At 57.5% G+C, this 12,347-nt stretch carries 11 protein-coding genes; 7 read left to right on the top strand and 4 right to left on the bottom strand.

Translation table 11 applies throughout. The annotated features are described in order from the left end of the window. On the top strand, positions 1 to 339 hold a 339-nt coding region (locus tag ACZCED_RS21085; protein WP_464861636.1), incomplete at its 5' end, for a DUF4097 family beta strand repeat-containing protein. Positions 340 to 547: 208 nt separating this feature from the next. Here the strand turns inward: ACZCED_RS21085 and ACZCED_RS21090 are convergent. Beyond that, positions 548 to 1,492 carry a YcbK family protein gene (locus ACZCED_RS21090; RefSeq protein WP_464861637.1) on the bottom strand — a complete coding sequence of 315 codons (945 nt, stop codon included), beginning with the start codon at positions 1,490 to 1,492 and terminating at the stop codon, positions 548 to 550. Between the two features lie 12 nt (positions 1,493 to 1,504). Beyond that, a complete protein-coding gene (locus tag ACZCED_RS21095; protein WP_464861638.1) occupies positions 1,505 to 2,395 on the bottom strand; it encodes a hypothetical protein in 891 nt (296 codons plus the stop codon). Between the two features lie 253 nt (positions 2,396 to 2,648). Between ACZCED_RS21095 and ACZCED_RS21100 the strand changes: the two genes are divergently transcribed. The 6 genes from ACZCED_RS21100 to ACZCED_RS21125 all read left to right on the top strand — a co-directional run bounded on the left by ACZCED_RS21100 (position 2,649) and on the right by ACZCED_RS21125 (position 9,008). Further along, a complete protein-coding gene (locus tag ACZCED_RS21100) occupies positions 2,649 to 2,822 on the top strand; it encodes a hypothetical protein (RefSeq protein ID WP_464861639.1) in 174 nt (57 codons plus the stop codon). Positions 2,823 to 3,052: 230 nt separating this feature from the next. After that, the gene (locus ACZCED_RS21105) at positions 3,053 to 5,584 is read left to right on the top strand and encodes a CHASE2 domain-containing serine/threonine-protein kinase (RefSeq protein WP_464861640.1); all 2,532 of its coding nucleotides are present in this window, start codon (positions 3,053 to 3,055) and stop codon (positions 5,582 to 5,584) included. An 18-nt stretch (positions 5,585 to 5,602) separates the two neighbouring features. Next, entirely contained in the window at positions 5,603 to 5,983 is a 381-nt protein-coding gene (locus ACZCED_RS21110) for an FHA domain-containing protein (RefSeq protein ID WP_462967586.1), read from the top strand. Between the two features lie 193 nt (positions 5,984 to 6,176). Then, positions 6,177 to 7,712, top strand: a complete 1,536-nt coding sequence (locus ACZCED_RS21115) for an adenylate/guanylate cyclase domain-containing protein (protein WP_464861641.1) — start codon at positions 6,177 to 6,179, stop codon at positions 7,710 to 7,712. Between the two features lie 249 nt (positions 7,713 to 7,961). Next, entirely contained in the window at positions 7,962 to 8,420 is a 459-nt protein-coding gene (locus tag ACZCED_RS21120) for a universal stress protein (protein ID WP_462967584.1), read from the top strand. A 12-nt stretch (positions 8,421 to 8,432) separates the two neighbouring features. Continuing rightward, entirely contained in the window at positions 8,433 to 9,008 is a 576-nt protein-coding gene (locus ACZCED_RS21125; protein ID WP_462967583.1) for a GAF domain-containing protein, read from the top strand. Between the two features lie 127 nt (positions 9,009 to 9,135). Here the strand turns inward: ACZCED_RS21125 and ACZCED_RS21130 are convergent, their stop codons facing one another. Continuing rightward, on the bottom strand, positions 9,136 to 11,406 hold the full coding sequence (locus tag ACZCED_RS21130; RefSeq protein ID WP_464861642.1) for a xanthine dehydrogenase family protein molybdopterin-binding subunit: 2,271 nt from the start codon (positions 11,404 to 11,406) through the stop codon (positions 9,136 to 9,138). A gap of 60 nt (positions 11,407 to 11,466) precedes the next feature. Then, positions 11,467 to 12,345 (bottom strand): FAD binding domain-containing protein, encoded by an 879-nt coding sequence (locus ACZCED_RS21135; RefSeq protein WP_464861643.1) that lies wholly within the window; start codon positions 12,343 to 12,345, stop codon positions 11,467 to 11,469. Between the last annotated feature and the right edge of the window lie 2 nt (positions 12,346 to 12,347).

Below are 12,347 nucleotides of genomic sequence, written 5' to 3' on the forward strand. Positions count from 1 at the left end.
AGCGCTGAAACCAGCAATGGCGCCATTGACGTGGAAGGTGTTGAGGGTGTGGTCTCACTTCAGACTTCAAATGGGGCGATTGATGCGGAAGTGCCAGCTATCGGGAATAACGGTTTGAGTGTACGTACCAATAATGGGAAGATCAAACTTCATCTTGCAACTGATCTAAATGCCGATATTGAAGCGAAAACCTCCAACAGCGATATCGAACTCGACGGAATTGAGGTAATCGCCAAAGAGATATCCAGAAACCAATTGCGCGGAAGAATTGGTGTTGGTGGCAAAAAGATCTCTTGCAGAACATCTAACGGTGCGATTGTTCTAAGCAACCTGAAATAAATAGAATATTTAGCACAAGGGATTGTGCGAGCTTCCCAATTTTGGGACAATAGGGACGGGGATGAAATTATGCATTTATATATAAAATTACTTCTAAGATATAAAGATAATGCCAAGACAAGCTTGAATTGGGAATTGCAAAAGACCACGTAAACCAGTCCACAGCTTAAAGAAAATTCCAAGTCTTTGCGGATCTGTTGACTCATGGTCAACGAATTTCAAATTCAGGAGTCATAACCTCATCCGGCATCTTTTTCCACAAATCGCCGCAAAAACGCGCACGAATCTGGTACCGGCCGGGTGACACATTCGACGGCAGACGCCAACGAAGCGAGGCCATTTGGCTGATATCGTTGAACGCATTGCACGCAGCGGTGGTCGGCGGCCCAGAATCGGGTTGAAAGGACACCGTGTCTTCATCATTCTTTGGGTTCTCAGTGGGGACCAGTGTAAAGTCCGATCGGACCATGATGGGAAAGGCCGTCATGCGTATAAAGCTCAGCGTCACCAACTCCCCAGAGCCATAAACATCGTAATCGGTTACCAGGCCGATCAACTTGTTGTCGTCGGACAAACCCGTGCCCACTCCTGAGCTTTTCTCGTCCCAAAACCGCGCCGGCCCCACATCCACGTGCACCGTCCTGCCGTGGTAGTATCCGGTACCGCCAAAGCCTATCGACCGCACGTATTCCCAGACGCGTTTTGACGAAACCCCTCCCAGTATGAAATCAGCGGCCATTCCGTATTGATGCAGGCTGGCCTTGGCCGCCAAGGCGCCCCCCTTACGCAGTTTGGTGTTGTATTCCGGGGGCCGGTATCCGGAAGTGATGGTGATCAAGCCACCCGGTCCCAGTCGGTCTTCCAGGTGATCCAAAAATTCGACCAATCGCAATGAAAGAACCTGTCGTGAGGGTTGGTATGGCGCGCCGAAGACCGCCGAGATCTTCTTGTAGGCGTCAGAATTATATTGACCGTGCCCTTCACGATAGAGCCCGCTGAACGCCTTGCCGTTCTTCTTGCTCACCAGGTGGATGTAACCGTCCCCGCTGTAGAAGAACCGGTTCATCACCGTTTGGTCTGCCGGTGCCGTATGAACCAGCAGCCCGATGAACAGGGACGTTAAAAATAGAGTTTTACATTCAGAAAAAGTCATGCACGTTTTGCCTCACAGCCTTGTTATCCGAAATTTTTTTAAATCGGCCAAACCCGGCCACTGCGGTAATCTTGGCCCTGGCCCTTCGATTCTCACCAGCGGTATATTTCGATTTGATAGTGAGTTGATCTTCGCCCACAAGGTAATGTCTCCCCAATATTGCGGTGGCGTATCGGCAGATGCAACGGCCTTGAAAATCTCGCCCGGTGTTTCGCATCCGCTGCGAATTGCCGCTAGCGCCAACGATTCAAGCCGCCCCAGTCCGGTCACTTCGTCCGGCTGTTCCTGAAGCCAGCGGGTAACAGCGGCGGGTATCCAAGGCAACGGCGCGTCGACCCGGCTGGCCAGCTCGGAAAAACGCTCTACGTCCTGACGGGCAAAGGAGAGGTCGACAATCTCTGCAAATCGAAACTGGGCATCCGTTACCCATCGACGCTGGTCATACACCGATGCCAGCTCAAAAGGCTGGAGTTGACCTATCCCGTTATACGGCGCAATGCCGGGAAACGCGTCGACACAGAGAAGCTCAACCTGTTTAATGTTGCCAAGGGCCATGCAAGCAAGCAGATGAACGAGCATCGACTGGTCGAAAAGACATGCATCGAACCACAGAATAATTTGCCTGTATTGATTTGCGTCAGCGAGCGTCCGATACTGGGTCCTCAAGGTTTCCAGGATGAAATCCTTTTTCAGGCCGCCACCGGTTGTCTGTTCAAGAAACAGCGCCCGGTCCTCGAGCGTTTTTTCGTCGGGCCATCCCGGTTTCCGCGGGCCATCGTACAATATGTCATGCCACACCAATACCTCGCCGGGTATGCCGGATTTTACGAGGTTGTCACCGGCAATATCCCCACTGGTTATGTTGAGTGTCCCGTTATTAGATTCATCCACCACTCCATCCATCCTAACGCCTAAACCGGCAAATCCTTCATCAGGATAGTTCCTTCAAAAATAGCCTGATAGTCCATGAGGACATTATAAAAAGGATCAACATCCTGAAATGTTAAATGTATGCTGCGCTTTTTGGCCGCTGCCTGCCTTGCCATGGTCCTGGCCCAAATTCTTGAGGTATATCCCACAGCAACGGTAATGTAATACGCTGAATCAAGAAAGAAAGGCAAGGTTCTGGTCCGTGACCTATCCCGATGAGAGGGGGATGGCGCTGTTTGCCTTCGGTAGGCCAGAATTCCTGCTTTTTCTTCAGAGAAAAAGCAACCGTCTGAATCCCAACGGGTTAGACGCAATCGAATTTGCGGCATTCTCGGACAGCGCCCAGTCCGTTAGGCTGATTGGCCTGCAGGTCACCATGAGTGACAGCCTTGACCGTTAACCGCAAACCGCATTTTAAGGCGGCCTGGGGTAAACGTCCCCGCAACAAACCCACAAAAAAATTGAAAATTGCATTGATTTTGCATTACGTTCAATGATTTACAGGTTGACAGCAGGCAATTGCAGTTGAAATGCGGGTTGCATGCAAGGCATTACAGATGACCATACGTGGGGTGACACCTTCTGTATACAGCGTCATCTCCAAATCGTGAACCGAAACGAATGCGGCATATGCTGAAAAAGATTCTCACCGCGCCATCCATCCAGATCGTACTGATGACCGCGCTCGTTCTGGCCTGCATGGTGTCGCCAGTCGATCCCTGGGCCTATTTTGAAAACAGGAACTATGATTTCTGGGTTGAGCGGCTTCGCCAGGCGGAGGAACTGCCCATCGCCATTGTGGCCATCGATGAACCAAGCCTAAGGCAATTCGGCGACTGGCCCTGGCCGCGCTCGCGGATTGCCGACCTGGTGGACCTGATATCGGACAACGGCGCCAACGCCCTGGGCGTCTGCATCCTCTTCACCCAACCGGACGAGAACCTCGGGCTGCTGGAAATCAGGCGGCTCAAGGCCCTGATCAGCGATTCGCAATGGAAAGGGGCCGGAGCGTCTGCAGAGCTATTCGGTGGTTTGCTCAGCGAGGCCGAAGCCCGGTTGGACCAGGATGACCGACTGATTGCCGTCATACGTCAGGGCAAAAACGTGGTGCTGCCGATACACGGCAGCCTGGCCCAGTCAACCGGAGATGACAGCGCCGGTCCATCGGGAGCGGTGATCATCAACTCCCTGAATGCCACGGTGTTGCCAACGGACAGCACCGATACGCCGTCGGTGGTGGCCAGGGCCATCGGCGCCGGATTGCAGGCGCCCTTGTCGGTTGATGGAGTCTTGGAACCGTTCGAGGCCCTGGCAGGCAAGGCCGGTGCAATGGGACACATGAACCTGCCGGCGGATCCCGACGGCAGGGTTCGACGCGTGCCCCTGCTCGTCGAGTACCACGGGCGCCTGATCCCCGCGCTGCCATTCCAGCTGGCGCTCAAGCACGTCGGTGCGCGGTTGAAGGATACTTCGGTAAAAGTAGATTTTTTCGGGCAGCCGCACCTTCTCATCGACCACCTCGACTTGCCCACCGACAGCCTTTACCGGATGTTGCTGAATTACGACCATGGATGGACCCGGCAAAGATGGTTCTCCTGTTCCGAGATAATCAACGGCAAGATCGATCCGGCTGTTTTCAAGGATCAAATCGTGCTGATCGGGGTAACCGCTGAACCGGCGGCACCATCCTATCCGGTGGGACTGCACGACCGGGCGTCGGATGTCGAGATCATGGCCAACGCACTGGCCGGAATACTGGCCAGCGACCGGCTTTCGCGGCCGTCATGGGCCAATATGTTGGAGTTCGGGGTCGTTCTCTATTTCGCTTTTTTTCTGGTCGTCGTGATTCCCCGTATAGCTACCAGGGTCGGCGCCACCATCCTTGTATCCTTTTTGGCGACGTGGTATGCCGCGGCCGTCGGCCTGTTGCTGGGGTATGGCTATAAGGTCGAGGTGCTGGCTCCGGTGGTTCTGGCCGCGGGGGGATTTGTCCTGCTTCAGTTTACGCTCGCTTCCAGCCGGCTTAGGGCAGACAAGATCGACGCCTGCAAAACATTGGGGCTGTCGTACCAGGGTCAGGGGATGCTTGACATGGCCTACGAAAAGTTTGTGCAATGCCCCGTTCAGGATCGGACAGTCAAAAATCTGCTGTACAATCTGGCGCTGGATTTCGAACGCAAACGCATGTTCAACAGGGCACTGGACATCTACCGGCATATCCGAACGGCCGGTGCCTTCAAGGATGTCGACAAGCGCAGCAGCCGGCTCAGCGAACTGGACACCACGATGGTGGCCGGCGGCAGAGGTGACACGCCGTTGAGGATCGGGGACGACAGCGCCAAACCGACGTTCGGGCGTTATGAAATTCTCAGGGAAATCGGCCGGGGGGCCATGGGCACCGTCTATCTGGCCCGAGATCCCAAGATCAACCGGGACGTGGCCATCAAGACACTGGCGTATGCAGAGGTCGATCCAGTGGAACTGGGCGAAGTCAAGATGCGCTTTTCCCGTGAAGCCGAGGCGGCCGGCAAACTGTCCCACCCCAACATCGTTTCCATTTACGATGTCGGCGAAGAGCATGACATGGCCTACATCGCCATGGAACTGCTCAGCGGAGAGACCCTGACGCGCTATTGTCAGAAAGACAATTTGCTGCCGATTCCCCGGGCATTGGCCGTCATCGCTGACGTCACGGCCGCTTTGGACTACGCCCACAACCAGGGTGTGGTGCACCGCGATATCAAGCCGGCCAACATCATGCTGCTCGCAGACGGCCGCGTCAAAGTTACCGACTTCAGCATCGCCCAGGTCGTCGATGCATCCCAGACACGCACCGGAACGATTCTGGGAACACCGAGTTACATGTCTCCGGAGCAGGTGAACGGAAAGCGCATCGATGGTCGCTCAGACCTTTTTTCCCTGGGAATCGTTGCATACGAATTGTTCACCGGAACCAGACCCTTCAAGGGCGATTCGATGTCCGCCATACTATACGCGATTTCACATAACGCCCATGCGCCCCTGGCCCGGGTTGCTTCAGAGATACCGGCATGCGTGAAGTCGATTGTCAACCGAATGCTGGCCAAGCAAATGACCAAACGGTTTGCCACCGCCCAGAAGGCATTGCAGGAGATCAACGCTTGCCTGGACCGGCTGAGATAACCAAAAAGGAGAAGATACATGGCGATGCTCGTTCTTACCCACGAAGGCTTGACCATCAAGAGAATCCCCCTTGACAAGGCCGAGATGCGGATCGGCCGGAAAACCGATTCCGATATTTTCATCGATGACATGCTGGCCAGCCAGGTTCATGCAAAAATAGAAACGATCGAGAACAAGGATGAAGCCGGCGGGGCGGAATATTTCATCGAGGACCTGAAAAGCACGAACCATTCCTACGTCAACGGTGCCCTCATCGATCGGAAGAAACTGGCGCACAACGATGTGATCCGTATCGGCAAACATACGTTCAAATTCATCGACGACTCCGGCGAAAAGGCGGATAAAACGACAAAACTGCGCAAAAGCTGGATCCCCGGTGTATACTTCACGGAAGAATGAAGGGCCCGCCGTTAACCGAAACAGGAAGACAGCGGTTTGCGGTCTCCCTGCCCGCCATGCAAGCCATTTTATCTTCTCATCCGTACCTGCAAGGCTGATGGTTGGCGCCTGGGTTGCCTGACAATCAGACGTGTACGACCGTCACTTTTTCTGTTAACCGTTGCCATGAGCGCCTGGTGAAAAGGGGGTAGGAATGAATTCGGTCAACCGGTTTCGCTTCAGAAACACGATGCTCATTGCCAATGTGATCTCCAACATTGTCGGCGTGACGGTCGTTTTCTACCTGTTCAGCCGCACGGGTACCCTGCACAGCGATTCACGAAACAGTCTGTTCGCCACCATCGACCTGGTTTTTATCCCGCTCAGCTTTATCATTCCCATTGCCATCACCCTGATTTACGAACGTCCCATCCGACGCTATCTGGAACGTCGTCACAGCGGTCTCGCGACGTCCGGCGTTTTCACTGATCAGGTCCACCAGAGATTGCTCAATGAACCGTTTTTTTTAATGGCGCTGAATGCGCTTGTCTGGATTTGCGCCGCCGTCACCTATTCGCTCTACTTTTGGAGATTGGGATTGAGCCGAAAGGCTATCATTGGGGCCCTCTCGCTGAATTTGCAGGTTGGGCTGGTCTCCGTAACCGTGGCCTTCTTTGTGATCGAATTCTTCCTGCAGCGCCGTCTGGCACCTTATTTCTTCCCCCACGGCGGTATGTCGGCTGTCCCGAAAACCATCCGCATCCGCATTCGGACCCGTTTGATCGCCTTTCTTGCCGCCACCAACCTGATTCCCATGTTTACCCTGGCACGGGGGAGCTGGGGCATTGCCCAAACGGTTGCCGATACCGGCCAGGCGCTGTCGGCGATGCAGACCATGATTTTCAGCCATGCAGCCATTTTTGCCTGGGTGGGAATCTGGCTTGCCTTTCTGGTCAGCAGCAATTTGACGCGCCCGCTGGCAGACATCACTTCCGCGCTTAAACGAATCAGCGACGGACATTTTGACGACCGGGTAAGCGTGACATCCAACGATGAGTTGGGCTACGTCGGGGATGCGGTCAATGAGATGGCCGCCGGACTCAAGGAAAGGGAGTTCATCAAGGAAACCTTCGGCAAGTATGTTTCCAAAGAGGTCCGCGACGAAGTGCTTTCGCGCAAGATCCCCTTGGATGGTGAGGTCCGTGAGGTGTCGGTACTGTTTGCCGACCTGCGCAATTTCACGCCCCTCGTCGAACGCACGACGCCCCAGCGGGTGGTCAGAATCATCAACCGGTATTTCGAGGTGATGGAGACCGCCATCCGCGGCCAGGGCGGCTTGGTCCTGCAATATATCGGCGACGAGATCGAAGCAGTGTTCGGAGCGCCGATTCCGCTTTCGGATCACGCCACCCAAGCCATGCTCGCGGCAATCAACATGAACGATGGGCTGGCAGCGGTGAACCAGGTCTTTGCCGATCGAGGGTATCCAGCGCTTCAACACGGTATCGGGATCCACTCGGGAAATGTGGTGGCGGCCACCATCGGCAGCCCCTCCCGCCTATCGTATGCCCTGGTCGGTGACACGGTCAACGTCGCTTCACGCCTCCAAAATGCCAACAAAAAACATGGCACCAGCATCATCGTCAGTGTCGACACCCACCGCCGCTTCTCCAGGAATTTTCCTGTGCGCAGGCTGCCGACAACTATCCTGAAAGGAAAAACCGAGCCGCTGGAACTGTACGGTCTATAACCGTTTTTTATTTGACAGCAACCCGGGACCCATTTAGCATTGAAGGACAAGCCCTGTTCCTCGGCTTGTTCTGGCCGCCGCTGTCGATGCGGGCGTTTGCGGTACGTTGTTGGATCTGCAGCACCTGCCCCTTCTTCGTTTTCATTGATTTTGTCTATTCAGTTTTTGCCTGCGTCCGTTTGATGGGCCCGATACCGCTTCCGGTGTGCGGCCGACCCATAACCCTTTTCAACAGGAAAGGAGGGCGCCATGGCAACGTTTAACATTCTACTGCCCTACAATTACTCCCCCAACGATCATAAGGCCATTCGGTTTGCCATCGATGCATTTGCAGGGCGAAAAGAGACCCGTGTCACGGTCTTTCATGCATACACCCCCCTGCCGACCATCGATGTGACGGCCAGTCCGGAGAATCGCAAGATGAGAAGCGGCATGACCTATCTGGCAGCGGAGCTCAAGGAAAAGGAGGAGGCCTTGAAGGTGGTGGGAGACATGCTGGTGGCGCGTGGATTCGATCGCGACGCCGTCACCTGCGTGTTCAAGAGGCGGGTCAAAAGCGCGGCCGAAGAGATCGTGGACAAGGTTGCCGGCTGCAATGTATTGTTGCTGAGCCGGGGTGCGGGCAAAGTCACCCATTTTTTCACCCGGAGCATATACGCCCGCGTGGTGACCGCCCTTCGCGGTGTCACCATCTGCGTTGCCACCTGAAAGGAGGAGGACATGGCATCTGAAAACAGGATCAACATCGACATCTTCAAGGCCGTGACACGGTCGATCGCCCACAGCGAAGACCTGGACGTGATGACCAACCACCTGGCCCAACTGCTCACCGCCAGCCTCGACATCAAGGGATGCGCGATTTTCGTGCTCAATGCGGTCACCGAGGAACTGGAGATTCTGGCCAGCTTCGGCCTATCCGCCAAATACCTGACCAAAGGGCCGCTGAACACGCCCAAAAGCATCAACGAAACCTTTCAGGGCAACCCGGTGGTGATTTCCGACATCAGCAAGAAGAACAAGAGCCTGCAATACCCGGAGGAGGCACGCAAGGAGGGCATCGCCGCCATCGTTTCCCTGCCCATCGTCCACCTCGGCGAAGTGGTCGGGGTGCTTCGGTTGTACCATTACGAACCGTGGAAAGTGTCGGAGCAGGATCTGGAGTCGCTGCAGATTTTGGCGGACGTTATCGGCCTGGCGATGACCTATGCACGGTTTCATAACACGGTCCACGCCATCGCCGAGGTACTGGGACACACCTTCCAGGTGGAACTGACGCCAAAGCTGGGGAGACACTGAAGTCTGAGGACTGAAGCCGGATGTCAGAGCACGGAGGACCGATGCCAGAGAATCGAGTCTGGCTGTCGGCCCTACGGTATCCGGATCACGTTCTCAGTCCTCCGACCGCTGTCTTCTGACCTCCGACCTATAGCTTCCCCAGTCCCTTGAGCACCTTTTCGGGCGTGATGGGCAGGTCTTTGCACCGGTAACCCGTGGCGTGAAACACCGCCTCGGCAATGGCTGGTGCAGTGGGAGAGGCCAGCCCCTCGCCGGCTTCCTTGGCGCCCATGGGACCTTCGGGTTCGAAGGTGTCGATGCATACCGATTCGCCTGGGGGCATGTCCGCGGCGTTGGGCATTTTATAGTCCAGGAAGGTCGTATTCAATGTTTTGCCGCCGTCCATGACGAACTGCTCGGACAGGGCGTAACCCAGCCCCATCTGTATCGATCCCTCCAACTGGCCCTCCACGGCCATGGGGTTGAGCACCGTGCCGCAGTCATGGGCGGTCCACATTTTCTCCACCTGGATCTGGCCGGTGTCGGTGTCCACAGCGACCTCGGCCACCTGGGCGCCGAAGCTGAAGGCCGGACTCACCAGCCCCTTGCCCCGCGGGGTGTAGGATCCCCTGGCCACCAGCGGGTCACCTCGCCGGGTCTTCTGGACAAAGGCCACTGCCTCGCCGAAGGTCATGCCCCGGTCCGGCTTGCCCGCTGCATAGACCCGCCCGTCGGCAAACTCGATGTCGAAGATCACGTTGAGGTTGAACCGGGCCGAGACGACGCCGGCCAGCTGCTCTTTGATTTTATTGGCCGCGTCCAGGACCGCGTTGCCGGCCATGAGGGTCACCCGGCTGCCCCAGGTGCCCAGGTCGGCCTGGGGCGTCATGGCCGTGTCGGCGGTGGTGAGCCGGATATCTTCCATCCGCAGCCCCAGGGTTTCGGCGAGAATCTGCTTGAGCACCGTGTCCGACCCCTGGCCGATGTCCGATGCCATGCTGAGCAGATGGACGGTGCCGTCATCGAATGCGCGCACTTCCGCGGCCGAAAAGGGATACTGGGTGTTGAACCAGTTGAAGACGCCGCCGGAGATGAAGCTGTAGCAGCCGATGCCCACGCCCCGGCCTGTTTTCAGGTTTTTGCGCTTGCGGGACCAGCCACTGATGCGGCGCACTTCCTTCAGGGACTCCACGAATCCGCAGGAACTGATCGTGGCCACGCCGGGCAGTTCGTCTCCGGTAACCATGGCGTTTTTCAAGCGGATCTGGATGGGGTCGATACCGAGTTCCTCGGCGGCCATGTTCATCTGGGTTTCGGCGGCAAACAAGGTTTGGGGGGCGCCGAAACCGCGCATGGCGCTGGCCGGCGGCTTGTTGGTGTAGACGTGCTCGCCCAGGTAGCGGTAGCTGGGATAGCGGTAGAGCATGGCCCCGAAGTTACCCGAAAGAAAGGTGGCTGTGGGGCCCATGGCGTTGTATGCCCCGCCGTCCAGGTAGATGTGCAGGTCCTTGGCCACCAGCGTGCCGTCGTTTTTAAAGCCCACCTTGGAGCGGATCGTCATGGGGTGGCGCCGGCGCCCGAAGGCCAGCTCCTCTTCCCGGGTGAGGGTGAACTTAACCGGCCGGCCGGTCTGCCGGGCCATGAAGGCAGCGCAGAATTCCCAGGGGCGCAGTTCCATCTTGCCGCCGAACCCGCCACCCACTGCAGGCTTGATCACGCGGATGTCGTTTTCGCGCATGTTCAGAGTGGATGCCAACAGGCATTGCACGATGTAGGGGGTCTGGGTGGAGGTCCACAAGGTGATGCGGCCGTCCAGGTCGCTCTGGGCCACGCAGGCGCAGGGCTCCATGTAGGCGTGGCTGACGGCATGCACGGTGAAGGTGTCCTCGCGCACATAATCCGACGCGGCAAATCCCGCCTCGACGTCGCCGTAGGCGATCTTGCGGTCGATGCTGATGTTGGTCGGCGACGTGTCGTGGACCACCGGCGCGCCTTTGGCCGTTGAGGAGGTCACATCGAAGACGCCGGGAAGTTCTTCGTACTCCACCTTGATCTGTTCGACGGCGGCTTCGGCGGTCTCCCGGTCCACGGCCGCCACGGCGGCCACCTCGTCGCCGATGAAGCGCACCTTGTCCATGGCCAATGCGTACTCGTCCTGGGTGCCGGGGAAAAGACGCCAGTTGCCGTAGGTGACCCGGGGGATGTCCTGCCCGGTGATGACGCAATGAACACCGGGCATGGCTGCCGCCCGGCGGGTGTCGATGCTCCGGATGCGGGCGTGGGGCAGCGGGCTTCTGAGCAGTTTGCCGTAAAGCATCCCGGGTAGCTTGATATCGTCGGCATAGATTGCCTGGCCGGTGGCTTTGGCCCGACCGTCGGTTCGGGGAATGTCCTTGCCGATGATGCTGTGCGCGTTCATGGGAAATCCTTTGTTGATGAGGTGAGTGTCGTCTAACGGACAATACGCCCGGTTCTGGCTTTACTGCCTGCGCAGGGCCATTTTCCGGGCGTCGGTGAGGGCGCGGATGGTCAGCACCGAGACCATCTTCCAGCGATAGGGGGCGCTGGCGCGCACGTCGGTGATGGGCGATGTCTCCTCCGATGCCTGTTGGGCGGCCCGGCGAATCAGGGCGTCGGTCATCCGTTTGCCGATCAGCATCCTTTCCGCCGCCCGGGTGCGCATGGGCACCGGGGCGCAGGCGCCGACGATGATTCTCACGTCCGTGCAGCGATCTTCTTTGAGAACGACCATGGTGCCCACACCAACTGCCGAGCAGTCCAGCTTTCCCCGCTGGGAGAGGCTGTGGTAGGCCGTACCGGACCCGGCAGGGGGAGGCGGCACGCGGACGGCGGTGACGATTTCACCGATCTCGAGCGCGGTGACGCCCGGTCCCCGGAAGAATTGGTCCAGGGGCATGTTCCGGCTGCCCGAGGGGCCGGCGATGTCCACCGTCGCTCCCATGGCCATCAGGGTCGGGGCATTGTCCGCCGACGGTGAGGCGTTGCACAGGTTGCCCACCACGGTGCCCATGTTGCGCACTTGCACGTTGGCCGTGGCACCGGCCGCCTCGGCCACAGTGGGATAGTGCCGGCGGATACCTTTATGGGCGGCGACATCCGCCAGCAGGGCGGTGGCACCGATGGTCAACCCGTTTTTCTTGTCGACGGTGATGGCATCCAGACCCGGGATGCGCTTGAGGCTCACGATCTGTTTGGGAAACAGCATCCGATGGCGAATCTTGACGATCAGGTCGGTGCCGCCGGCCATGATCCGGGTATCCCTGCCGCCGTTGACGAGCGCGGCCACCGCCTCGTCCACGGTCGTCGGGGCGACATAATCGAACAGGGCTGCTGGCATGG

This window comes from Desulfosarcina sp., from assembly GCF_055467485.1.